The sequence below is a fragment of the Burkholderia alba genome (genome assembly GCF_034721475.1).
GTDB classification, from domain to species: Bacteria; Pseudomonadota; Gammaproteobacteria; order Burkholderiales; family Burkholderiaceae; genus Burkholderia; species Burkholderia alba.
Map to the genome: position 1 here is coordinate 196376 of NZ_JAWJWL010000002.1, position 24052 is coordinate 220427.

General features: G+C 72.0%; 14 protein-coding genes, 1 pseudogene and 2 riboswitches. Of the genes and pseudogenes, 11 read left to right on the forward strand and 4 right to left on the reverse strand.

The genetic code is table 11. The features are described from left to right. Nucleotides 1–9 precede the first annotated feature (9 nt). The 6 genes and pseudogenes from RZR99_RS02685 to RZR99_RS02710 all read left to right on the forward strand — a co-directional run bounded on the left by RZR99_RS02685 (nucleotide 10) and on the right by RZR99_RS02710 (nucleotide 11929). Nucleotides 10–5152 (forward strand): annotated as a pseudogene (locus RZR99_RS02685) (amino acid adenylation domain-containing protein). Further along, entirely contained in the window at nucleotides 5142–6185 is a 1044-nt protein-coding gene (locus RZR99_RS02690) for a GNAT family N-acetyltransferase (protein WP_323118192.1), read from the forward strand. Before RZR99_RS02685 ends, RZR99_RS02690 begins: the two are co-directional and overlap by 11 nt. 32 nt (nucleotides 6186–6217) lie before the next feature. Continuing rightward, the gene (locus RZR99_RS02695; RefSeq protein WP_323118193.1) at nucleotides 6218–7597 is read left to right on the forward strand and encodes a lysine N(6)-hydroxylase/L-ornithine N(5)-oxygenase family protein; all 1380 of its coding nucleotides are present in this window, start codon (nucleotides 6218–6220) and stop codon (nucleotides 7595–7597) included. Nucleotides 7598–7646: 49 nt separating this feature from the next. Continuing rightward, on the forward strand, nucleotides 7647–9869 hold the full coding sequence (locus tag RZR99_RS02700) for a TonB-dependent siderophore receptor (RefSeq protein ID WP_323118194.1): 2223 nt from the start codon (nucleotides 7647–7649) through the stop codon (nucleotides 9867–9869). Nucleotides 9870–9969: 100 nt separating this feature from the next. Further along, complete coding sequence (locus RZR99_RS02705; protein WP_323118195.1) at nucleotides 9970–10812, forward strand: formyltransferase family protein; 843 nt, start codon at nucleotides 9970–9972, stop codon at nucleotides 10810–10812. A 151-nt stretch (nucleotides 10813–10963) separates the two neighbouring features. Continuing rightward, the gene (locus tag RZR99_RS02710; protein WP_323118196.1) at nucleotides 10964–11929 is read left to right on the forward strand and encodes a GNAT family N-acetyltransferase; all 966 of its coding nucleotides are present in this window, start codon (nucleotides 10964–10966) and stop codon (nucleotides 11927–11929) included. A 412-nt stretch (nucleotides 11930–12341) separates the two neighbouring features. On the opposite strand, the gene RZR99_RS02715 is transcribed toward RZR99_RS02710, so the two are convergent. Genes RZR99_RS02715 through cobA form a run of 4 tightly spaced genes read right to left on the reverse strand, consistent with a single transcriptional unit; the run spans nucleotide 12342 to nucleotide 15473 of the window. Next, the gene (locus RZR99_RS02715; protein WP_323118197.1) at nucleotides 12342–13673 is read right to left on the reverse strand and encodes a cobyrinate a,c-diamide synthase; all 1332 of its coding nucleotides are present in this window, start codon (nucleotides 13671–13673) and stop codon (nucleotides 12342–12344) included. 4 nt (nucleotides 13674–13677) lie between these two features. Further along, entirely contained in the window at nucleotides 13678–14280 is a 603-nt protein-coding gene (gene cobO / locus RZR99_RS02720) for a cob(I)yrinic acid a,c-diamide adenosyltransferase (RefSeq protein ID WP_323118198.1), read from the reverse strand. A gap of 36 nt (nucleotides 14281–14316) precedes the next feature. Next, entirely contained in the window at nucleotides 14317–14715 is a 399-nt protein-coding gene (locus tag RZR99_RS02725; protein ID WP_323118199.1) for a cobalamin biosynthesis protein, read from the reverse strand. Continuing rightward, entirely contained in the window at nucleotides 14712–15473 is a 762-nt protein-coding gene (cobA, locus tag RZR99_RS02730) for a uroporphyrinogen-III C-methyltransferase (RefSeq protein WP_323118200.1), read from the reverse strand. The genes RZR99_RS02725 and cobA overlap by 4 nt, the downstream gene beginning before the upstream one ends. A 179-nt stretch (nucleotides 15474–15652) precedes the next feature. Then, nucleotides 15653–15889: riboswitch (cobalamin riboswitch) on the reverse strand. A 118-nt stretch (nucleotides 15890–16007) separates the two neighbouring features. Between cobA and RZR99_RS02735 the strand changes: the two genes are divergently transcribed. The 5 genes from RZR99_RS02735 (at nucleotide 16008) to RZR99_RS02755 (ending at nucleotide 24039) form a co-directional block, all read left to right on the forward strand. Further along, nucleotides 16008–16457 (forward strand): GFA family protein, encoded by a 450-nt coding sequence (locus tag RZR99_RS02735; protein ID WP_323118201.1) that lies wholly within the window; start codon nucleotides 16008–16010, stop codon nucleotides 16455–16457. A gap of 20 nt (nucleotides 16458–16477) precedes the next feature. After that, nucleotides 16478–16742, forward strand: a riboswitch (cobalamin riboswitch). 183 nt (nucleotides 16743–16925) lie between these two features. Beyond that, complete coding sequence (locus tag RZR99_RS02740; RefSeq protein WP_323118202.1) at nucleotides 16926–17987, forward strand: HoxN/HupN/NixA family nickel/cobalt transporter; 1062 nt, start codon at nucleotides 16926–16928, stop codon at nucleotides 17985–17987. A gap of 55 nt (nucleotides 17988–18042) precedes the next feature. Then, nucleotides 18043–19116, forward strand: coding sequence for a cobalamin biosynthesis protein CobW (gene cobW / locus RZR99_RS02745; RefSeq protein WP_323118203.1), 1074 nt, complete (start codon nucleotides 18043–18045; stop codon nucleotides 19114–19116). A 7-nt stretch (nucleotides 19117–19123) separates the two neighbouring features. Then, nucleotides 19124–22987 (forward strand): cobaltochelatase subunit CobN, encoded by a 3864-nt coding sequence (gene cobN / locus RZR99_RS02750; RefSeq protein WP_323118204.1) that lies wholly within the window; start codon nucleotides 19124–19126, stop codon nucleotides 22985–22987. Beyond that, nucleotides 22984–24039 carry an ATP-binding protein gene (locus tag RZR99_RS02755; protein ID WP_323118205.1) on the forward strand — a complete coding sequence of 352 codons (1056 nt, stop codon included), beginning with the start codon at nucleotides 22984–22986 and terminating at the stop codon, nucleotides 24037–24039. Before cobN ends, RZR99_RS02755 begins: the two co-directional genes overlap by 4 nt. Nucleotides 24040–24052 lie beyond the last annotated feature (13 nt).

The following is a 24052-nucleotide window of genomic DNA, read 5'->3' on the forward strand; positions in this document are numbered from 1 at the left end:
GATCGCCGGATGACCACCGCAAAACCGGACCTGATGTCGCTCGCCGCGCGTTTCGCGCAGTTGCCCGATGCGCAGCGCCAGGTCTTCCTGGACAAGCTCGGCGCGGCCGGCATCGATTTCCGCCTGCTGCCGATTCCGCCGCGCGCCGAACGGGCGGCGCAGGTGCCCGCATCGTTCGCGCAGACGCGCCTGTGGCTGCATGCGCGGATGATCGACGCGCCGGGCGCGTATCACATCACCGAGCGGATGCGGCTCGACGGCGCGCTCGACGCGCAGGCGCTGCGCCTGTCGTGCGATGCGCTGATCGCGCGCCACGAGGCGCTGCGCACCTGTTTCGCCGAACGCGCCGACGGCGTGTGGCAGCGGGTCGATCCGCCGTCGCGCTGCCCGTGGCGCCTGACCGATCTCGCCGGGATGCCGGCCGACCGGCGCGACGCGCGCGCGCTCGAGCTCGCGCATGCCGACGAAGCGCAGCCGTTCGATCTCGCGCACGGCCCGCTGATGCGCGCGCATCTGATCCGCTTCGATGCGACCACCCACTGGCTGGTGCTGACGACGCACCACATCGTGTCGGACGGCTGGTCGGCCGAGGTCGCGTTCGCGGAGCTGGCTTCCTTCTACCGCTCGTATGCGAAAAACGAGTCGGTGTCGCTCGCGCCGCTGCCGATCCAGTACGCGGATTACGCGCTGTGGCAGCGCCGCTGGCTCGACGCGGGCGAGCGCGACCGGCAGCTGGCGTTCTGGCGCGAGCGGCTCGATCCGGGCCGCGACGTCCTGATGCTGCCGGGCGCCGCGCCGCGCCCCGCGCAGCGCAGCGTGCGCGGCGCCCGGCATCTGTTCCGGATCGACGCGGCGCTGGCGGAGCGGGTGCGTTCGCTCGCGCAGGAACGGCGCGCGACACCGTTCGCGGTGCTGCTCGCGACGCTCAACGCGCTGCTCGCGCGCGCGTCGGGCGAACCGGCGATCCAGATCGGCGTGCCGTCCGCGAACCGCGAGCGGGGCGACACGGTCGGCCTGATCGGCTTCTTCGTCAACACGCTGACGCTGGCGACGCCGGTCGGCACGGCGGAGCCGTTCGCCGCGCTGGTCGACGCGACCCAGCGCGCGCTGATCGACGCGCAGGCGCATCAGGACGTGCCGTTCGAACAGGTGGTCGAGGCGCTGGGCGTGACGCGCAGCGCGAGCCATCATCCGCTGTTCCAGGTGATGGCTGCGTACGGCGCGCGCCGGCCGCTGCCGTCGTTCGCCGACGTGCGGCTGACCGAACTGCCGTCCGGCACGCCGTTCGCGAAATTCGATCTGACGCTCGACTTCGAGGCGCGCGACGACGGCGCGCTCGACGCGCGTCTCGTGTATGCATGCGACCTGTTCGACGCGGACGCGATCGAGCGGCTCGCGGCGCGCTTCGTCGAGCTGCTGTCGAGCGCGACGGCCGCGCCGGCGACGCGGGTCGGCGACCTGCAATGGCTGCCCGCCGCCGAGCGCGCGCAGCTCGACGCGTGGAACCGGCTGCCGGAGGGCGCGCCGGAGCCGTTCCGGCCGGTGCACGAACGCATCGCCGGGCATGCGCGCGCGCGGCCCGACGCACGCGGCGTCGCCGATACCGAGCGCGCCTATACGCGCGGCGAGGTCGATGCGCGCGCGACCCGGCTCGCGCAGCGGCTCGTCGCGGCAGGCGTCGGCCCGGAGAGCCGGGTCGGCGTCGCGCTCGCGCGCTCGGTCGATCTGCTGGTCGGCCTGATCGCCGTGCTGAAATCGGGCGGCGCGTTCGTGCCGCTCGACCCGGGCCATCCGCGCGAACGTCTCGCGCAGATCGTCGACGACGCGGGCATCGTCCACCTCGTCACCGAACGCGCGAGCGTGTCCGCGCTGCCAGTGGGCGACGCGATGCGGGTCTGGCCGATCGACGACGCGCGGCTGTTCGACGCCGACGACACGTCGGCCGTCGCGCTGCCCGCCGTCGCGCCGACCCAGGCCGCCTACGCGATCTATACGTCGGGCTCGACCGGCAAGCCGAAGGGCGTGATCGTCGATCACGAATCGTTCGCGCGGCACTGCGACGCGATCGCGCGCCGCTACGGCGCGACCGAGCAGGACGTGTTCCTGCTGTTTCAGTCGGTCAACTTCGACGGCGCGCACGAGGGCTGGTTCTCGCAGTACCTGTCGGGCGCGGCGGTCGCGGTGACGGCCGACACGCTGTGGCCGCCCGCGCAGACCTGCCGGCTGATGGTGCGCGAGGGCGTGACGATGACCTACGTGCCGCCCGGCTGCGCGACCCAGCTCGCCGAATGGGCGCTCGCGCACGGCGCGCCGCCGACGCTGCGCTCGCTGACCGTCGGCGGCGAGGCGACCTCGCGCGAGGCGTTCGCGCTGATGCGCCGCGCGTTCCCGAACGCGCGGATCGTCAACGGCTACGGGCCGACCGAAACCGTCATCACGCCGATGCTGTGGATGTTCAACCCGGGCGACGATCCGGCGCTGCTGGCCGACAGCGCGTATCTGCCGATCGGCACGCTGGTCGGCGCGCGCAGCGCGCACGTGCTCGACGCGCGCTTCAATCCGCTGCCCGTCGGGGTGATCGGCGAGCTGTACCTGGGCGGCGAGGGCGTCGGGCTCGCGCGCGGCTACCTCGATCGGCCGGCGCTGACCGCCGAGCGCTTCGTGCCCGATCCGTTCGGCCCGCCGGGCGCGCGGCTGTACCGGACGGGCGACCTGGTGAAGCGGCGCGCCGACGGCGTGTTCGATTTCATCGGCCGCGTCGATCACCAGGTGAAGCTGCGCGGCCTGCGCATCGAGCTGGGCGAGATCGAGGCGCAGCTCGCCGCGCACGACGACGTGCGCGAAGCGGTGGCGGTCGTCCACGGCCGGGGCGCGCAGGCCGCGCTGGTCGCCTATGTCGAACTGAGCGCCGACGCGCGCGAACGGACGTCGCACGTGGATGCGGCCGAACTCGACGCGCATCTGCGCGTGACGCTGCCCGATTACATGGTGCCCGCGCACATCGTCGTGCTCGACGCGCTGCCGCGCAACGCGAACAGCAAGGTCGACCGCGCGGCGCTGCCGGCGCCGGTGCGGGCCGAACGAACCTACGAAGCGCCGGCGGCCGGCGTCGAGACCGCGCTCGCGCAGATCTGGCGCGAGGTGCTGGGGGGAGAACGGGTCGGCCGCGCCGACCATTTCTTCGCGCTGGGCGGCCATTCGCTGGCCGCCGTGCGGGTCGCGACCCGGGTGGCCGAACAGCTTGGGCGCGACGTGCCGGTGCGCGCGCTGTTCGAGGCGCCGATCCTGACGCAGTACGCGCAGCGGGTGGCGCTCGCGCCGCGCGCCGAGACGGACGGGACGGCCTCCGGCGCGGCGGCGGACCCCGCGACGCTGGCGGATGCCGACGGCGCGCTGCCGCTGTCCGCCGCGCAGCACGGACTGTGGTTCCTGTGGCGCGCGCAGCCGGACAGCGCCGCCTACAACATTCCGGTCGCGCTGCGCGTGCGCGGTCCGCTCGATGTCGACGCGCTGCGCGACGCGCTGGCGCGGGCGGCCGCCCGGCATCCGGCGCTGCGCACCCGGCTGGTGGAACGCGCGGACGGCTTGCCGGGGCAGCGGATCGCGCCGCCGCAAGCGGTGGCGCTGCCGGTGGCGGACCTGACGACCGAAGCGTCGGACGCGGCGCGGCTGGCCCGCGCGAGCGCGCTGACCGACGCCGACGCGCTCGCGCCGTTCGACCTGCACGCCGACGCGCCGCTGTGGCGCGCGCGGCTCGCGCGGCTCGGCGACGACGACCACGTGCTGTCGCTGGTCGTCCACCACATCGTGTCGGACGGCGAGTCGATGGACCTGTGGCTCGACGAGATCCGCCGCGCCTACGTAGGGCTGACGACGGGGGCCGCGCACGCGCATCCGGCCACGCCGGCGTGGCCGGTGCTGCCGGCCGCCGCGCCGCGCGCGCGGCGCGGCGGCGGGCAGCCCCGGCCACGCCGGCGTGGCCGGGGCTGCCCGCCGCCGCGCCGCGCGCGCGGCGCGGCGGCGGGCAGCCCCGGCCACGCCGGCGTGGCCGGGGCTGCCCGCCGCCGCGCCGCGCGCGCGGCTCGGGTTCTGGCGCGGCGCGCTCGACGCGTCGCGTGCGCCGGCGCTGCCCGCGCCGGCAGCGGGCCGCGCCGAGCGGCCGGACTGGGCTGCGAGCCGGATCGCGTTCGAGCTGGACCCGACGCTGGCGCGGCAGGCGCGCGCGCTGGCGCTCGACGCGCACGCGACGCTGCCGATGCTGCTGCACGCCGCGCTCAACGCCGCGTTCTACCGGCTGACGGGCGCGCTCGACCAGCCGGTCGGCGTGCTGGCGTCGACCCGCGAACTGACGGGCGACGCGGCGCGCCATGCGCTCGGGCTGTTCATCAACGCGGTCGTCGTGCGCACCCGGCTCGGCGCCGCCGATACGCCCGCGACCCTGCTGCGCACGGTGCGCGACGCGGCGCTGGCCGCCTATGCGCACGCGGACGCGCCGTTCGCCGACGTGGTCGCCGCGCTGCGCGCGCCGCGCGCGGGGCTCGGCAATCCGCTGTTCCAGGTGATGTTCAACTATCTGCGGCCGTCGGGCGCCGCGTCGCGCGACTGGGCCGGACTGTCGGTCGACGCGTTCAACGACGTGCGGCACCGGGTCGTGTTCGACCTGGAGCTGGATGTCGTCGAGCATCCGGACGGTCGCATCACGGGCGCGTTTTCCTATGCGAACGAGCGGGTGGACGGCGGGTTCGTGGAGCGGCTCGCGGCCGACTACCTGGCGGCCGTGCAGCGCTTTGCCGACGCGCCGGACGCACCGCTCGGCGCGGCGCAGCCGTACCCGGCGCCCGCCGCCGCGCCGAGCGGGCAGCCGTCGGCCGAGGCCGGCGCCGACGCGGAAGCCGACATCGGCGCCGCGCAGCTTGCCGATGCGCTGCGGCACGTCTGGCACGACCGGTTCGACGGTCCGCCGGTTGCGTTGCACGACGATCTGTTCGACGCGGGCGCCAGCTCGTTCGACGTCGTGCGTTTCGTGGACGACGCGCGTTCGGCCGGCTTCGCGCTGGCGATCGCCGACGTGTTCGCCGCGCCGAGCTTTGCCGGGCTGGGCCGGCGGCTCGCGGCGGCGTCGATTGCGCTGGAGGTGCGTGATGCTGGCTGAAACCCGACCGTCCGAACTCGACGCGCGCCCGGTGTTCCGGCTCGCGCTGGCCGCGGGCATCACGGTCGAGCGCGACGGCGCGGAGATTCGCGTCGCGCAGGGCGAGGGTCTCGCGACCCAGCTGCTGCGCGCGCAGTTGACCGACGACGCGGCGCTGCGGCTGATCGCCTACAACCCGGCGGCCGAAATCGCCGATCAGCGGCGCGCGCTGCTGGCCGCGCTGTCGGCGGTGTTCGGCGGCACCCCGGAGCTGACAACCTGCCGGCTCGATCCGGCGGCGCTGCCGGGCGCCGCGCTCGACGCGCTGCGCGCGAGCGGCGTGCTCGCGGACGACGGCGTCTGCCTGCGCGACGGCTGGGCGCAGCAGGCCGATCTGTGGCTCGAGAACGCCGCCGGGCGCACCACGACCGCGCCGCTGTACCGGGTGACGGAGGGCTTGCGCCATCCGCGCCGCGCGCCGTGCGCGGCGGGGCCGCTCTATCGCCGCGACCTGCCGGTGGCGGAGGGCCGGCGCTTCACCTTGCGCGGGCTGCGCCTGAAGGATGATGCCGCGCGGATCGGCGGCTGGTTCGACGAACCGCGCGTGCGCGCCGGCTGGGGCGATACGGGCGCGCCGTCGCCGCGCGCCTATCTCGAACGGCAGCTCGACGATCCGCACGTCGCGCCGCTGGTCGGCTGCTTCGACGACGAGCCGTTCGCGTATGTCGAGGCGTGCTGGCTCAAGGAGGATCCGCTGTCGCCGCACCTGCAGCCGGGCGATTACGACCGCGGGCTGCGGATGCTGGTCGGCGAGCCGCGCTGGCGCGGCGCCGAGCACGTGGCGGCGTGGCTGCCGTCCGTCGTGCACTACCTGTTCCTCGACGACCCGCGCACGTCGGCCGTCGTCTGCGTGCCGAGCGCCGACCACGAGCGCCTGATCGGCTATCTCGCGCGCCACGGCTTCGCGCAGGTGCGTCATCTCGATCTGCCGCGCCGGCAGGCCGTGCTGATGCGCACTGTCCGCGAAGCATTTTTTTCGGGCCGGCACGTATGACGTGCGGCTGTCAACCGTTAAGGACCTGAGACATGCTTAGTGATTCCGTATTCGACCTGATCGGCGTCGGCTTCGGGCCGTCGAACCTCTCGCTCGCCGTGCGCCTCGCCGAACAGGCGGGCGGCGCGAACCTGGCGCACTGCTTCATCGAGCGGCAGCCCGAGTTCGGCTGGCATCGCGGCATGCTGCTCGACGATTGCCGGATGCAGATCTCGTTCCTGAAGGATCTCGTCACCATGCGCGATCCGACCAGCCGCTTCACCTTCATCAACTACCTGTTCGAACGCGGCCGGCTCGCCGATTTCGTCAACCTGAAGAACTTCTATCCGACCCGCGTCGAATTCCACGACTACCTGGGCTGGGTGGCCGCCGCGTTCGACGAGCGCGTGCAGTACGGCGAGACCGTGACCGCGATCGAGCCGGTCGCCGCGAGCGGCCAGCCCGGCGTGATCGACACGCTGCGCGTGACGTCGCGCGATGGGGAAGGGCGCGAATGGCAGCGCGTGACCCGCGCGCTGTCGGTCGGCGTGGGCGGGGCCGCGCAGGTGCCGGACGCGTTCAAGGCGCTCGGTCCGCATCACGTCGTGCATTCGTCGCAATACCTGACCCACATCGACCGGGTGATCGGCGCGCCGCAGGACGGCGCGCGCAAGCGGGTCGCGGTGATCGGCGCGGGACAGAGCGCGGCGGAAGTGTTCGTCGACCTGACGCGCCGCTTCGCGCACGTCGACGCGAGCCTCGTGATCCGCTCGGGCGCGCTCAAGCCCGCCGACGACAGCCCGTTCGTCAACGAGATCTTCAGCCCGGCGTTCACCGACGTCGTCTACGCGCAGCCGAAGGACGGCCGCCGCTCGCTGATCGAGCGCTTTCGCGACACCAACTATGCGGTCGTCGACCGGCCGCTGATCGAGCAGATCTACGAAATGCTCTATCTGCAGAACGTCGCCGACGATCCTCGCCACCGGCTGCTCGCGAACGCCGGCATCGAAGCGGTGCAGCGCACCGCCAACGGCCAGATCGAGCTGACGCTGCGCGACCGGCTGACGGGCCATGCGCGCGCGGAGCGCTTCGACGCGCTGGTGCTCGCGACCGGCTACCGCCGCGACACCCACCTGGCGCTGCTCGAAGGGCTCGCGCCGCACCTCGGCGACGCGCTCGCGCAAGGCGACGTCGCGCGCGACTACCGGCTCGCGACGCCGGCGGCGTTCAAGCCGCGCATCTACCTGCAAGGCTGCTGCGAAGACAGCCATGGTTTGTCCGACACGCTGCTGTCGGTTCTGGCGCTGCGCTCCGACGAGATCGCCGCGTCGCTCGCGGAACACGCGGGTCATGACGTACCGGGCCGGCCGACCAACCGGACCCAATCAAAAGAAATCGGGGCGAGCGGCGGCCGAGTGGCTGTCGCTCTTTGACAAAGGGGGCGGCCGACGAGGCCGCCCAAGCAACTTGGAGCAACAGAAGATGGAGTGGGCAACAGGCACGCGTCTGCGTGCGATCGCGGCCGCGGCAAGCGTGGCATTCTACGCAGCGGCAGCCAGCCACGCGCACGCGCAAGCGGCGCCGCCAGCAGGCGACACGCAACCGCCCGGCGGCACGACCCAGTCGGACGCCAAGCCGGGCAGTACCTTGCCCGCGATCGCCGTCAAGGCGGCGGCCGAGGGCGACGACACGGTCGGGCTCGTCGCGCGCCGCAGCCGGACGGGGACCAAGACCGATACGGCGCTCAACGAGATCCCGCAGACGATCAACGTCGTGACCGCGCAGCAGATGGAGATGACGGGCGCGACCGACATCAACCAGGCGTTCCGCTACATCCCCGGTTTTTCGAGCTACGGCACCGACAACCGCTCCGACTGGTACGCGGCGCTGCGCGGTTTCACGCCGACCGTGTTCGTCGACGGCCTGCAGGTGCCCAATACGCTGAACCTGTCGAGCTGGCGCGTCGATCCGTACATGATCGACACCATCAACGTGCTGCGCGGCCCGACCTCGGTGCTGTACGGCGCGGGAGACCCCGGCGCGATCGTCGACGTGCAGAGCAAGCTGGCCAACGGCGAGCGCATCCGCGAGGCCCAGGTGCAGATCGGCAACTACGCGCGCAAGCAGTTCTCGCTGGATGTCGGCGACAAGATCGACAAGGACGGCACGCTGTCGTACCGCTTCGTCGGCGTCGCCCGCGACGGCAATTCGCTGACCGGGCCGCACGCGGACCAGCGCGTCGCGATCGCGCCGTCGGTTCGCTGGCAGCCGAACGCGAGCACGTCGCTCACGGTGTCGGCCACCTACCTGCAGGACTGGGGCGACGCCGCCAGCAACTTCCTGCCCGCGCAGGGCACGGTGCTGCCGAATCCGAACGGCCCGATCTCGCCGGATTTGTATACGGGCATTCCGGGCTACTCCGACTACCGCAAGAAGCAGTGGTCGGTCGGCTATCAGTTCGAGCACAAGCTCGATCCGGTCTGGACCTTCCGCCAGAACACCAAGCTGATGCACCTGTCGCTCGACAATCGGGCGATCTGGGGCGGCGGCCTGGACGATTCCGATCCGACCCAGCGGACGCTCACGCGCTACGCGGGCCTGTTCCAGCTCAACTACAGCCGCTTCGACATCGACAACCAGGCGCAGGCGAAATTCCGCACCGGCCCGCTCGAACACACGCTGCTGTTCGGCTTCGAATACAACCGGCAGAGCACCACCGACAGCGAATGGAGCGCGCTCGCGCCGAGCCTGAACCTGTACAACCCGGTCTACACGCCGATCACGACCGCGATCTTCTCCGGGCCGAACTCGTACGGGCACGCCGACCTCAAGACGCGGATGAACGCGTTCGGCCTGTACGCGCAGGACCAGGTCAAGTGGCAGCGCTGGGTGCTGACGCTCGGCGGCCGGCAGGACTGGGTCAACATCCGCCAGGACGACCGCGAGGCCGGCACGCAGAACGCGCAGAACAACCACGCGTTCACGGGCCGGGTCGGGCTGACCTATCTGGGCGACTACGGCCTGTCGCCGTACGTCAGCTATTCGACGTCGTTCAACCCGGTGATGGGCGTGCGGATCTACGGCGGCGGTCTCGCGCAGCCGACCAAGGGCCGCCAGATCGAGGCGGGCCTGCGCTGGCAGCCGCCCGGCAAGAACCTGATGCTGAACGCCGCGATCTACCAGATCAACCAGACCAACGTCGTCACCACCAACCTCGACCTCGATCCGACGGGCACCACCTCGATCCAGACGGGCGAGGTGCGCTCGCGCGGCATCGAGCTGAGCGCGGTCGGCAACGTCACGCGCGAGCTGTCGGTGATCGCCGCGTACGTGTACCAGGACGTGAAGAACGTCAAGGCCAACGACAACTCGCTGAACAACTGGCCGGTCGACGTGCCGCGGCCGCGCCAGATGGCGTCGCTGTGGGCCGACTGGACCTGGCGCACCGGCCCGCTCGCGGGCTTCGGTTTGGGCGGCGGGGTCCGCTACCAGAGCAGCGTGGCGGGCGCGGCGGACAACTTGCTGTCGGTGGCGAGCTACACGCTGTACGACGCGGCGCTGCACTACGAGATGCGCAACTGGCGCTTCGCGCTCAACGGCACGAACCTGTTCAACCGTCGCTACGTGAGCGGCTGCCAGTCGGTCAACACGTGCTTCTACGGCAACGAGCGGACGGTGCTGGCGACCGCGAAGTACAACTGGTGACGCGGCGCCCGGCAGCCTGACGCAATGCGCGCGCCGGCCGCGGCCGGCGCGCGCGTCCCTCCGCACGCGGGATCGACACCTCTTTTCCGGATCCACTTTCATGTCGAAGAAAAAACTCGTCTACATCCTGTCACTGAGAAACGCCGCGGCCGACCGGGCCGGGCAGCCGATCGAATACGAAGGCGGGCTGCGCTACATGAAGTCGCCGCTCGAATTCCTGGCCGAGCGCCTGAACGACAGCGCGCTCGGCGATGCCTACTCGCTCGAGGGCGTGATCTACGACGACGATGCGGATTCCGCCGCCGACCGCGCGCGGCTCGGCGACTACGGCTTTTCGCGCCAGCCCGGCAAGCCGTGGATCTATCCGGCCGGGCTGACCGTGCAGGGCCGGCCGCTCGACAGCCTGCTGCACGCGATTCCGTCGACCTACCGGCGGCTGCCGCGGCACGCGCCCGAGCGCCCGGCGCAGAAAAGCGCGTTCGAGTGGCGCCTGCTCGAACGGCTGCTCGAGCTCGACGCCGACTTCGTCGTGCTCGACGGCCTGCTGATCATCCTCGACGAACTGGTGCGCCCCGGCGCGCGCTTTCACCGGCGCATCGCGAACATCCATCCCGGCATCACGCGCCTCGGCTCGCGCCACGAGCGGCGCGGCGCGTATGCGACGCTCGATGCGCTGTACGGCGCGCGCGGCCAGCGGGTGGTGGACTGGACGACGCTCGAAACCCGGCCGGCGCCCGTCGTCGACATGACGGGCGCGTCGTTCCACTACGTCGACAACGGGATCGATTCCGGTGAGGTGATCCACGACGTGCTGGAGACGCCGATCGATCCGCGCGACACGATTCTCGAGCTGCGCTGGAACAACTTCAACCGCAGCCTGTTTCCCGCGCTGGAAGGCGGGCTGGCCGTGATGGCGAACCTGTTCGCGCAGGCCGCGCCGTGAGCGGACGAGTGCTTCGGGCGCGCGCCGCGCGCCGTTTTCCCGATCGTCGCGCAGGTGCGGGACGATCATGCCGCGCAGCGACGCGGCATCCCGACGATCGCGCGCGGCCGCCGTGCCGCCGCGCCGCCGGGCCCGATGCCGGAGACTGACCATGGACCTCTGCTTTCATCCCGAGACGCGCGCGGCGACGCCCGCCGCCCCATCCGCCGACCGGACGCTGACCGGCTGGCGGCCGGATCATGCGCCGCATGCGCTGCTGACGGCGCTCGGCGAGCTGTTTTGCCACGACAGCCGGCGCGAGACGGCGACGCTGGCCGTGCCGCTCGCGGGCGCCGATGCCGCCGCCGTTCGCGCGTTCACGACCCGCGCGATCGCCGGGGGCGTGATCGACCACGCGGCGCCGCACGGCGATCATCTGCTGCTGACGACGTCGCGCGCGACCTTCTGGCAGCAGCCGGCGCCGTGGCTGAAGGCCGGCGCGTCGGCGACGATGCCGCTGCGCTACGCCGTCACCGGGCCGTGCCGCCATCCGGTGCGCCCGCCCAATGCGGAGGGCACGATCTACGAACGCTTCATGCCGCAAGTCGGCATGACCTTCAGCCTGCGGACCGCGGATCCGGAAGCGGACGCGGCGGTGTTCAGCGACTGGATGAATCTCGACCGGGTCGCGTACTTCTGGGATCAGCGGGGCACGCGCGACGAACACGCGGCCTATCTGGCCGAACGCCGCGCCGATCCGCACATGCATCCGACGATCGGCTACTTCGACGACGTGCCGTTCGGCTATTTCGAGTTCTACTGGGCGAAGGAGGACCGGCTCGCGCCGTTCTACGACGCGCACGATTTCGATCGGGGCCTGCACCTGCTGATCGGCGATTCGCAGTTCCAGAGCGCGGGCAAGCTGAAAGCCTGGTGGAGCGGCGTGCTGCACTACATGTTCATCGACGATCCGCGCACTCAGCGCCTCGTCGGCGAGCCGCGCATCGACCACGTCCGGCACATCGCGTACATGCACCGGCTCGGGTTCTACACGCTGAAGGAGTTCGATTTTCCGCACAAGCGCGCGGCGTTGACGGTGCTCGAGCGCGATACGTTCTTCAACACGTTCAGGTTCTGAATCCGAACCGGTGTCGGGCGTCGCGGGTTCGTCGGCGAGAGAATCGGACGCGGGGCGCGGCACCGGGCCGGCGTCGAACGGTGCAGGGCGAAGCGGGGGCATCGTCGCGGTGCGCGGCCGATGGCGGAACAAGGCGCGGCGTCATAGGCGCGGCGCGCATGCGATGCCGCTCGGCGGGTGCGAATCCGCGAGGGCGATGGCCGGTGTCCGGCGACCGAAGGCGTCCGTGTCGACTCGGCGCGGCACGGCTACCGCATCGCCGTATCGCGCGATGGCTCGAGGCGGCGCCGCGCCGCGTTGCCCTGTTCGTCGCGGAGGTGTCGGGGGCGAGGACGGCGTGACCCATGCGCGGCCGGACCGCGACGATTCATCGCGGCCGCAGCCGCGATTGCCGCCTTCGGCCGTCGGCGCGTCACGGCGCGTCGCCGCTGAACAGCGCGGCCGCGAAACACGGATTCGACGGCCAGTACGCATGCATGTAGGTCGCGACGATCGGGCCGCTGCGGTACAGCGCTTCGCCCGGCGCGCCGTCGCCGTTCGGCCGGGTCGCGACGAGCACGGGCGAGAGCGGCGTCGCGAAGCGCGAGTAGTGGAACGCGTGCCCGGTGGTCAGGCCCCAGCGGCTGTCGATCTGCTGCATGCCGAGCGCCGCGAAGCGGCGCTGCATCGTCGCGGCACCGGGCAGCAGGCCGAGCATCGGCGTGGTGCGGCCGTCGACGTCCGTCAGCGCATCGCACAGGTACAGCATGCCGCCGCACTCGGCGACCACCGGCCGGCCCGCCGCGACGTGCGCGGCGATCGAGCCCGCGCTGCGCGCGCCGGCGGCCAGCCGGGCCGCATGCAGTTCGGGATAGCCGCCCGGCAGGTACAGCGCGTCGCAGCCGTTCGGCACGGGCTCGTCCGCGAGCGGAGAGAAGAACGCGAGCCGGGCGCCGAGCGATTCCAGCAGATCGAGATTGGCCGGGTAGAGGAACGAGAACGCGGCATCGCGCGCGATCGCGATGCGCTTGCCGGCGAGGCGGCGGGCGGGCGGCGTCGACGGGGCGCCGTGCGCCGCGTTCGCCACCTCCGCTGTATCCGCGAATTCGACCGGAGGCGGCAAATCGGCGAGCCCGGTGAGCGCGAGCGCATCGGCGGCGCGCTCGAGCCGCGCGTCCAGATCGGCGACGTCGTCGGGCTGGTGCAGGCCGAGATGCCGCTCGGGCAGCGCGATCGCCGCGTCGGTCGGCAGATGGCCGAGCCAGCGGAGGTCGCCCGGCAGCGCCTCGCGCAGCAATGCCGCGTGACGGGCCGACCCGACGTGATTCGCGAGCACGCCGTGCATCGTGACGCCGGGCCGGAACCGCGCGAGCCCGAACGCGACGGCGGCGAAGGTCTGCGCCATCGCTTTTGCGGAAATCACCGCGACGACTGGCACGCCGAATGCCTGCGCGAGATCCGCGCTGCTGGGCGTGCCGTCGAACAGACCCATCACGCCTTCGATCAGGATCACGTCCGCCTCGCGTGCGGCGCGCGCGAGCAGCGCGCCGCACGCGCGCTCTCCTACCATCCCCAGATCGAGCGAATAGACCGGCGCGCCGCTCGCGCGCGCGAGCAGCATCGGATCGAGGAAATCCGGCCCGGTCTTGAAGACCCGCACCCGCCGGCCGAGGCGCCGGTGATGCCGCGCCAGCCCGGCCGTGACCGAGGTCTTGCCCTGGCCGGACGCCGGGGCGCTGATGAAGAGCGCGGGGCAGGCGGGCATCGGCTCAGAATTCCACGCCGCGCTGCGCCTTCACGTGCTGCTCGCGATACGGATGCTTGACGAGCCGCATCTCGGTCACGAGGTCGGCGGCGTCGATGAGCGCGTCCGGCGCGTGGCGCCCGGTGACGACGACGTGCAGCGCGGGCGGACGGCCGTCGAGCGCGGCGAGCACGTCGTCGAGCGGCAGGTAGTCGTACTTCAGCACGGTATTCAGCTCGTCGAGGATCACCATCTGATAGTCGCCGCTGTCGATCATCCGGCGCGCCTCGTCCCAGCCCTTGCGGGCCGTCGCGATGTCGGCGTCGCGGTCCTGCGTGTTCCACGTATAGCCGTCGCCCATCGTCACGAAGTCGCAGTGCGCCTGGGTGCCGAGGAAATCGCGCTCGGACGTGTGCAGCGCGCCCTTGATGAACTGCACGACGCCCAGGCGCATGCCGTGGCCGAGCACGCGCACCGCCATGCCGAACGCGGCGGTGCTCTTGCCCTTGCCGTTGCCGGTGTTGACGATCAGCAGCCCTTTCTCGACGGTCGCGGCCGCCTGCTTTTTCTCGTGGCCGGCGCGCCGGCGTTCGGTCATGCGCTGATGCGATTCGGGATCGGTTTTCATCGGAAGCAGTCCTGTGGGCAAAGAGAGTCGGAAGAATCAGAGCGGGCCGGCGAGTGCGACCGTCACGCCGTCGTGCAGGGTCTTGCGCAGCAGCAGCGCGCCGCGCGGCGCGGCCAGCAGCGCGCACGGCTCGCATATGCCGTCGAGGCCGAGCCGCGCGCGCACGGCCGGCGACGGCGCGCTGAGGGCGCCGGGCGCGGCCTGCGCGAGCCGCGCGGCGAGCGCGGCGCGGTCGAACCCGGCGACCGGCCAGCCGTGCCGCGCGCAGCACGCGAGCAGGCCGGGTTCGCGCGCCTTCGCGTCGAGCGTCGCCACGGCCGCGATCTGTTCGAACGACGCGCGAGGGCACAACGCGAGCGCCGCGCGGATCGCCGCTTCGATCGAATCGGCCGAGCGGCCCGCGCGGCAGCCGATGCCGACGGCGATGCGCATCATCGCGCGCCGCCGGCCGGCGCCGGCGCGATGGCGGCCGATGCGAGCGCCGCCGCGCCGAGCGCCGCGACCGGGCCGATCACGACGATCGCGGGCGAGCCCAGGCCGGCGTGCGCGACCGCGCCGGCGAATTCGGCGAGCGGCGCGAGGACGTGGCGCTGCGCCGGGCGCGTCGCGGCTTCGATCGCCGCGCACGGCGTGCCGGCGGGCAGGCCCGCGTCGCCGAGCGCGCGCACGATGTCGGCCAGCCGCCGCATGCCCATGTAGACGACGAGGGTCATTCGGGTCGCGACGAGCGCCTGCCAGTCGGGCTCGTCGTCCGCGCCGTGGCCGGTGACGAACACCACGCCCTGCGCGAGGCCGCGATGGGTGACGGGAATGCCGAGCGCCGCCGGCGCGGCGATGCCGGCCGTGATGCCGCACACCACGTCGGCTTCGACGCCGGCGGCCCGCAGCGCCAGCAGTTCCTCGCCGCCGCGTCCGAACACGAAGGGGTCGCCGCCTTTCAGCCGGGCGACGCTGCGGCCCGCGCGCAGATGCGCGAGCATCGCGGCGATGATCGCGGGCTGCGGCGTCGACGCGTGACCGCCGCGTTTGCCGACATGCTCGATGCGCGCATCGGCGCGCGCGAGGCGAAGCACGTCGGGATTGACCAGGTCGTCGACCAGCAGGACGTCGGCGGCCTCGATCGCGCGCACCGCCTTGAGCGTGAGCAGTTCGACGTCGCCGGGCCCGGCGCCGACGAGCCAGGCGCGGCTCATGACGGCCGGCACGGCGAGCGCCGGCCGAATGCGGAGCGGGACAGGGCGGCGGCGCGCATCGCGCGCGGCCGGCTCGAAGATGTCTGGATCATGCGAAAGCGGGCATACGGCGGCCGTCCCGACGGGGCGGCGCTACGCGCCCGAGTCCGTCCCCCGCGGGTCGGGCGTTCGGCGAGCCGGGCTCGCCCCTTGCGTTGGCCGGTATCCGGGCTGGCCGCTTGCCATGCCGACGCCTTCCCGCCCCGGGCCGGAGCAGTGGCATCGTGCGGCATGCGCGAGCGCGCCGCATGGGCGCGTCGCTGGCGGCGTACCGTTGCGGGGACAGCACAGGCCGAGCGGGCGGCGCCCGCTTTCTGTTTCCCGTTTAACTGCCCGCGCGAACGCGCGGGCGGGCACCAAGCGCGCGCATACGATAGCACAGCGCCGCCGTCGCTCATGCCCGCCCGGCGCGTAATCCGCGCTACCATCGGCGGCGCCTGCGCGCGCTCCGCAACGCGAGCGCGGCGCGGCCTTTCACCCCTGACCGGAGCGACCATGACATTTTCGAGACAAATCGGCTGCGCGTGCGGCACGGTGCGGTTGCGGATCGACGGCGAGCCGCTCGCCGCCGCGCTGTGCCACTGCGAATCGTGCCGGCTGTTCTACGGCACGCCGGTGTTCGCCGCGACCGCGTGGGACGCCGCGCACGTGAGCGTCGACGCGGGCGACGATGCGCTCGGCGTCCATGCGCATCCGACCCGGCAGTTGCGGCGCCATTTCTGCCGCGCGTGCGGCGACGCGGTGTTCGGCACCAACCGGCTCGGCATGCGGGTCGTGCCGAACACGCTGTTCATGCGCGCGCACGGCGGCGTGCTGCCCGCCGCGCTGCGGCCCACGATGCATCTGTATTACCGCTACCGCGTCGTCGACATCGACGACGCGCTGCCGAAATTCCTGGAAGGCTGGGACGGGCCGCTGCACGGCGCGCCGGCGGCCGCGCCTTGACGCGGCGGGCGTCCGGAGCCTAAACTCGCACGCGTTTTGGTGCTCGCGTGCGGGGTCTTTCGCACGCAGTTAAACGGGAAACAGGAGGCTTCGCCGCCACGCGGCCGACGCCGGCCTGTGCTGCCCCCGCAACGGTCAAGCGAACGCGGCGCGCAAGCGCTGCACAGCCCGCTTCACCGCATGCCGCTCCGGCGTGCGGCCCCCGCCACTGGACGGACGATCCGTCCGGGAAGGCGAGGCGGCGCTTTCGTCAGCCCGGATACCGGCCAAAACCCAAGGTTCGGCGCCGCGGGGATGCGGCGTATCGTCCACGGCTTCATCGCGTCGTCCGCCGCGGCCCCGTCCATCGTCCCCGTCGCTACCGCGCCCGTGCGCGACCGTGCCATGCGGCGCCGTCGGCGGCGGCCGGCGGCAGCCCGACGTGTCGGCATTCGTCGTTCGCCTTTCGCCTTGTTTGTCGGAGTCGCCATGTTCGAAGCGCTGTTTCGCCTGTTCAACGACAGTCCGGCCGAGCTGCGCCACAAGATCACCGGCATCTACGCGCTGCTGATCGCGTTCAACATCGGCGCGTGGGTGTGGGCGTTCGCCGCGTTCCACGGCCAGCCGGTGCTGCTCGGCACCGCGCTGCTCGCCTATACGTTCGGCCTGCGCCACGCGGTCGACGCCGACCACATCGCCGCGATCGACAACGTCACGCGCAAGCTGATGCAGGAGCGCAAGAACCCGCTCGGCGCGGGGCTGTTCTTCTCGCTCGGGCATTCGACCGTGGTGATCCTGCTGTCGGTGGTGGTCGCGCTCACCGCCGCGTCGCTCGCCGACCGTTTCGACGGACTGAAGGCGTGGGGCGGGGTGATCGGCACCAGCGTGTCGGCGTTCTTCCTGCTGCTGCTCGCGCTCGCGAACCTGCTGATCCTGATCTCCGTGTACCGGACCTTCCGCGCGGTGCGGCGCGGCGAACCGCTGGTCGAGCAGGATCTCGACATGCTGCTCAACAACCGCGGCTTTCTCGCGCGGATCTTCCGCCCGCTGTTCCGGATCGTGTCGCGCAGCTGGCATCTGTATCCGATCGGTTTCCTGTTCGGCCTCGGCTTCGACACCGCGACCGAGATCGCGCTGTTCGGCATCTCCGCCACCCAGGCGCAGGGCGGCATGTCGTTCTGGTCGGTGATGGTGCTGCCCGTGCTGTTCACGGCCGGCATGACGCTGATCGACACCACCGACGGCATCCTGATGATGGGCGCCTACCGCTGGGCGTTCGTGCGGCCGATCCGCAAGATCTACTACAACATGACGATCACGTTCGTGTCGGTGCTGGTCGCGGTCGTGATCGGCGGCATCGAGGCGCTCGCGCTGATCGCCGACAAGCTGGACCTCAAGGGCGGCTTCTGGGACACCGTCGGCATGCTGGCCGACCACTTCGGCCTGCTCGGCTATCTCGTGATCGGACTGTTCCTGCTCAGCTGGATCGTGTCCGCGCTGATCTACCGGATGAAGCGCTACGACGAGATCGACGTGACGATCTCGACCTGACGCGCGGCGCCGCTTCCTTTCCTTCCCATCGATCGACCCGACAGACGGACCCCCCATGCAAATGCGCAAAATCCCCGTGACCATCGTCACCGGCTTCCTCGGCAGCGGCAAGACCACCTTGCTGCGCCACATCCTCACGCACGCCGAAGGGCGCCGGATCGCGGTGATCGTCAACGAGTTCGGCGAACTCGGCATCGACGGCGAGATCCTGAAGGGCTGCGGCATCGGCTGCGACGACGCGCAGGGCGAGACGGGCGGCCGGCTGTACGAGCTGGCGAACGGCTGCCTGTGCTGCACCGTGCAGGAGGAGTTTTATCCGGTGATGGAGGCGCTCGTCGAGCGGCGCGGCGACATCGATCACGTGCTGATCGAAACCTCCGGGCTCGCGCTGCCGAAGCCGCTCGTGCAGGCGTTCAACTGGCCGTCGATCAAGAACAGCTTCACGGTGGACGCGGTGCTGACGGTGGTCGACGGGCCGGCGGCGGCGAGCGGCCAGTTCGCGGAGAATCCGGACGCCGTCGACGCGCAGCGCCGGGCGGACCCGAATCTCGATCACGAATCGCCGCTGCACGAACTGTTCGCCGACCAGCTGTCGGCGGCCGATCTGGTGATCCTGAACAAGACCGACCTGCTCGATCCCGCGCGCACGGCCGCCGTCGAGACGCTGATCCGCGACGAAGTGCCGCCGCAGGTGAAGATCGTCCACGCGCAGCTCGGCCGGCTCGATCTGTCGACGCTGCTGGGCCTCGAGGCGGCATCGGAGGACACGATCCATCTGCGCCACGATCACCACGGCTCGGCCGACGACGCCGACCATCATCACGACGCGTTCGACTCGGTGGTGGTGCAGGCCGAGGTCCATTCGCGCGATGCGGCGATCGACGCGCTGCGCCAGCTGGTCGAGACGCACACGATCTATCGCGTGAAGGGGTTCGCGGCGCTGCCCGGCGCGCCGATGCGGCTCGTGATCCAGGGGGTCGGCCGCCGCTTCGACAGCTACTTCGACCGCCGCTGGCAGGACGGCGAGGCCGGCCCGAGCCGCTTCGTGCTGATCGGCGAGGATCTCGACCAGGCGACGCTGCAGCGCGCGCTGACGGCGGCGCTGGCTGCCGCCCCGCAGCAGGCGTAGCGCGCCGATGCACCTGCTGCGCACCACGCCGGGCGGCTTCGTCGACGACGCCGAAGGCGTGATCCGGATCGACCAGCAGCCGGCCGACATCGTGATCCTCAGCTCGGCCGACACGACGCTGTCGCTGCTCGCGAGCGCGGTGCCGTGCCTCGGCGCGGATTTTCCGAGCGTGCGGCTCGCGAACGTCACGTTCCTGCGCCAGCCCGCGTCGGTCGATTTCTACATCGACGACGTGCTGCGGCATGCGCGCGTCGTCGTGATCGACCATCTCGGCGGCGAGACCTACTGGCCCTACGGCATCGAGCAGGTGGTCGCGCTCGCGGCACGCAACCGGCAGGCGCTCGCGATGTTCTCCGGCGACCTGCAGGAAGATCCGAACCTGATCGCGAAGAGCACCGTCGACGGCGCGCTGTGCCGCCAGTGGTGGCGCTATCTGCGCGAAGGCGGCGCGCAGAACGCGCAGGCGCTGCTGCGCAGCATCGCGCATCACGCGCTCGGCGTCGGCGCCGAGCCGGCGCCGCCCCGGCCGCTGCCCGCCGCCGCGCTGTACCACCCCGAGCGCGCGCCGGCGCTGATCGACGACTGGCAGGCGCGCTGGCGCGCCGGCGCGCCCGTCGTCGCGATCCTGTTCTACAAGGCGCACTGGCAGGCGGCGAACACCGCCGTGTTCGATGCGCTGATCGACGCGCTCGAACGGGAGGGGCTCAATCCGCTGCCGATCGCGATCACGTCGCTGAAGGATGCGGTGAGCCGCGCGGTGATCGACACGCTGTGCGCCGCGCACGACGTCGCGCTGGTGCTGAACACCACGGCGTTCGCGGCGGGCGCGCTCGACGACCCCGATCCGCCGCCGCTCGCGGGCGATGCGCCGGTGTTGCAGGTGATCCTGTCGGGCGGCCACCGCGATGCGTGGCTCGCCGACAACCACGGCCTCCATTCGCGCGATATCGCGATGCATGTCGCGCTGCCCGAGGTGGACGGGCGCATCGTCACCCGCGCGGTGAGCTTCAAGGGACTCGCGTACCGGTGCCCGCACACCGAGGTCGACGTCGTCCGCTATCAGCCGGACGCCGAGCGGATCGGCTTCGTCGCGGCGCTGAGCCGCCGCTGGTGCCGGCTGCGCACGCTCGCGCCGGCCGACAAGCGGCTCGCGCTGATTCTCGCGAACTATCCGATGAGCGAGGGGCGGATCGGCAACGGCGTCGGGCTCGACACGCCCGCGTCGGCGCTCGGCGTGCTCGCGATGCTGCGCGACGCGGGCTACCGCGTCGATGCGCTGCCCGCCGACGGCGACGCGCTGATCGCGCGGCTGACGGAGGGCGTCACCAACGATCCGGCGGCGCGCACGCTGCGCCCGGCGTTCCAGAGCTTCGCGCTCGACGATTACCTGCGGATCTTCGCGGGCCTGCCGCAGCCGGTGCGCGAGGCGCTCGACGCGCGCTGGGGGCCGCCCGACGCGGACCCGACGCTGCGCCGCGGCCGCTTCACGATCGCCGGATGGCGAGCCGGCAATGTGTTCGTCGGAATCCAGCCGTCGCGCTCGCGCGGCGACAACGACTACGCGAGCTATCACGACGCCGAGCTGGTGCCGCCGCACGCGTATCTCGCGTTCTATTTCTGGCTGCGGCACGCCTTCCGGATCGACGCGGTGATCCATCTCGGCAAGCACGGCAATCTCGAATGGCTGCCGGGCAAGAGCGTCGCGCTGAGCAACGCGTGCTGGCCCGACCTGATCCTCGGGCCGCTGCCGCATCTGTATCCGTTCATCGTCAACGATCCGGGCGAAGGGAGCCAGGCGAAGCGGCGCGCGCAGGCGGTGATCGTCGATCACCTGATGCCGCCCCTCACGCGCGCGGAAAACTACGGGCCGCTGCAGGATCTCGAACGGCAGGTCGACGAGTACTACGACGCGCTGATGGTCGATGCGCGCCGCGCGAAGCTGCTGCGCAAGACCATTCTCGCGACCATCGTCGAACATCGGCTGCACGAGGAATTGAGCATCGCGCCGCCGTCCGGGCAGGATGCCGAGGATGCGCTGCTGACGCGCGTCGACGCGTGGCTGTGCGAGTTGAAGGAAGCGCAGATCCGCGACGGACTGCATACGTTCGGCCGCTCGCCGCGCGGGCGGCAGCGCCGCGACACGCTGCTCGCGCTGGCGCGCTTCCCGACGGGCGATGGCAAGGGCGCGCGGGCGGGCCTGATCGGCGCGCTGGCGCGCGACCTGGCGCTCGGCGACGGCTTCGACCCGCTGGCGGCCGATTGGGCCGCGCCGTGGACCGGGCCGCGACCCGCCGCGCTGCAGGCCGTGAGCGACGCGCCGTGGCGGCACGCGGGAGACACCCGCGAGCGGCTCGAACTGCTCGCCACGCAGTGGCTCGCGCGGCTTTGCGGCACGGACGAGCGCGCAGCCGACGCGGCGTCTGCCGACGCGGCGGACACGCCCCCGGCGGCGCCCGGCGCGGACCTGGATGCGCGCGGCGATGCGGCCCGCTGGCCCGATACGCGGGCGGTGCTCGACCGGCTGGCGGGCACGATCCTGCCGAGTCTCGACGCGTGCGGCGACGCGGAACTGAGGCAGTTGCGGCGCGGCCTCGAAGGGCGCTTCGTACCGCCCGGCCCGAGCGGTTCGCCGTCGCGCGGCCGGCCGGACGTGCTGCCCACCGGCCGCAATTTCTACTCGGTCGACACGCGCGCGGTGCCGACCCGGGCGGCCTGGACGATCGGCCTCAAATCGGCGCAGCAGCTGATCGAGCGCCATCTGCAGGAACACGGCGACTACCCGCGCGCGGTCGGCCTGTCGGTATGGGGCACCGCGACGATGCGCACCGGCGGCGACGACGTCGCGCAGGCGCTCGCGCTGCTCGGCGTGCGGCCGAAATGGGCGCACGGCAGCCACCGGGTGACGGACTTCGAGATCCTGCCGATCGAGATTTTCGACCGGCCGCGCATCGACGTGACGCTGCGGGTGTCCGGCTTCTTCCGCGACGCGTTCGCCAACCTGATGCACTTGTTCGACGCGGCCGTGCAGGCGGTGGCCGAGCTGGACGAGCCGCACGCGCTGAATCCGGTGCGCGCCCGCGTGCGGCGCGAGCAGGCCGCGCTGGTCGCGCGCGGCATGGCGGCCGACGAGGCGCGCCGGCGCGCCGGCTGGCGCGTGTTCGGCGCGCGGCCGGGTGGCTACGGCGCCGGGCTGCAGGAACTGATCGACCAGCGGCAGTGGCGGACCGACGCCGATCTGGCGGACGCGTATCAAGCCTGGGGCGGCTACGCGTATGCGCAGAACAGCGCGGGCGAGGCGGCGCACGACGCGTTCGGCGCGCGGCTCGCGACGATCGACGCGGTCGTGCAGAACCAGGACAGCCGCGAGCACGACATCCTCGATTCGAACGACTATTACCAGTTCCAGGGCGGCATGGCGGCGGCCGTGCGGCATCTGTCGGGGCAGCAGCCCAGCCTCTATCACGGCGATCACAGCAATCCGGCCGCGCCCCGGATGAACACGCTGCGCGAGGAGATCGCGCGCGTGATCCGCTCGCGGGTCGTCAACCCGAAGTGGCTCGACGGCGTGAAGCGCCACGGCTACAAGGGCGCGGCGGAGATCGCGGCGACCGTCGACTACCTGTACGGCTACGATGCGACCGCGCGCGTGATCGCCGATCACCAATACGCGCTCGTCACCGATGCGTATCTGAACGATGCGGGAACGCGCGCGTTCCTGCAGCAACACAATCCGCACGCGCTGCACGGCATCTGCGAGCGGCTGCTCGAGGCGATGCAGCGCGGCCTGTGGCAGCAGCCGGGCCGCTATCGCGACGACGTCGAAGCGCATCTGCTGGCGAGCGAACAGCATCTGGAAGGAATCCGACGATGAAACAGCCGAGCCCCGAATCCGCGCCGCGCGCGATCTTTCCGTTCGCCGCGCTGGTCGGCCAGCCGGCGTTGCGGCAGGCGCTGCTGCTCGTCGCCGTCGATCCCGGGCTGGGGGGCGTGCTGGTCAGCGGCCCGCGCGGCACCGCGAAATCGACCGCCGCGCGCGCGCTCGCCGAACTGCTGCCGGACGGCCGGTTCGTGACCTTGCCGCTGTCGGCGAGCGACGAGCAGGTGACGGGCACGCTCGATCTCGCGGGCGCGCTGGCCGATCACGCGGTGCGCTTCGCGCCGGGCCTGCTCGCGCGCGCCGATCGCGGCGTGCTGTATGTGGACGAAATCAACCTGTTGCCGGACGCGCTGGTCGACACGCTGCTCGATGCCGCCGCGAGCGGAATCAACACGGTCGAGCGCGACGGCATTTCGCACAGCCACCCGGCGCGCTTCGCGCTGATCGGCACGATGAATCCCGAGGAAGGGGAACTGCGGCCGCAACTGCTCGATCGCTTCGGGCTGATGGTCGAACTGGAGAATTGCTACGAACCCGCGCAGCGTCAGGCGATCGTCAAGGCGCGGCTCGCGTTCGATCTGGACCCGGAGGGCTTCCGCGCGCGCTATCTCGATGCGCAGACGGAGCGGGTCGCGCAGTTGCGCGCCGCGCGCGCCGCGCTGGCGGCGCTCGACTTCGACGACGCGGTGCATGCGCGCGTGAGCGCGCTGTGCATCGACGCGGCGGTGGACGGCCTGCGCGGCGATCTCGTGATGCTGCGCGCGGCGCGCGCGCTGGCCGCGCTCGAAGGCGCGGCCAGCGTGGATACGACCCATGTCGAGCGGGTGGCCGAAGCCGTGCTGCGCCATCGGCGCACGACGCGCGCCGATGCGACGCGGCCGCGCGACGAACGGCGGGACGCGCAGCGCGACGGCGGCCCGGCGCCGGGCGAGGGCGAGCGAAACGCCGAAGGGTCTGGCGACGGCGACTGGGGCTACCTGCCGCCGGAGCCCGTGGGGATGACGCCCGTGAAGGGGGTGATTCCGCTGCCGCTAAAAAAACGCTGAGCCATCGAACGGA

Coding starts and splice junctions, on each gene's coding strand:
- RZR99_RS02690 (WP_323118192.1), top strand. CDS start 5,142: ATGCTGGCTGAAACCCGACCGTCCGAACTCGACGCGCGCCCGGTGTTC.
- RZR99_RS02695 (WP_323118193.1), top strand. CDS start 6,218: ATGCTTAGTGATTCCGTATTCGACCTGATCGGCGTCGGCTTCGGGCCG.
- RZR99_RS02700 (WP_323118194.1), top strand. CDS start 7,647: ATGGAGTGGGCAACAGGCACGCGTCTGCGTGCGATCGCGGCCGCGGCA.
- RZR99_RS02705 (WP_323118195.1), top strand. CDS start 9,970: ATGTCGAAGAAAAAACTCGTCTACATCCTGTCACTGAGAAACGCCGCG.
- RZR99_RS02710 (WP_323118196.1), top strand. CDS start 10,964: ATGGACCTCTGCTTTCATCCCGAGACGCGCGCGGCGACGCCCGCCGCC.
- RZR99_RS02715 (WP_323118197.1), bottom strand. CDS start 13,673: ATGCCCGCCTGCCCCGCGCTCTTCATCAGCGCCCCGGCGTCCGGCCAG.
- cobO (WP_323118198.1), bottom strand. CDS start 14,280: ATGAAAACCGATCCCGAATCGCATCAGCGCATGACCGAACGCCGGCGC.
- RZR99_RS02725 (WP_323118199.1), bottom strand. CDS start 14,715: ATGATGCGCATCGCCGTCGGCATCGGCTGCCGCGCGGGCCGCTCGGCC.
- cobA (WP_323118200.1), bottom strand. CDS start 15,473: ATGAGCCGCGCCTGGCTCGTCGGCGCCGGGCCCGGCGACGTCGAACTG.
- RZR99_RS02735 (WP_323118201.1), top strand. CDS start 16,008: ATGACATTTTCGAGACAAATCGGCTGCGCGTGCGGCACGGTGCGGTTG.
- RZR99_RS02740 (WP_323118202.1), top strand. CDS start 16,926: ATGTTCGAAGCGCTGTTTCGCCTGTTCAACGACAGTCCGGCCGAGCTG.
- cobW (WP_323118203.1), top strand. CDS start 18,043: ATGCAAATGCGCAAAATCCCCGTGACCATCGTCACCGGCTTCCTCGGC.
- cobN (WP_323118204.1), top strand. CDS start 19,124: ATGCACCTGCTGCGCACCACGCCGGGCGGCTTCGTCGACGACGCCGAA.
- RZR99_RS02755 (WP_323118205.1), top strand. CDS start 22,984: ATGAAACAGCCGAGCCCCGAATCCGCGCCGCGCGCGATCTTTCCGTTC.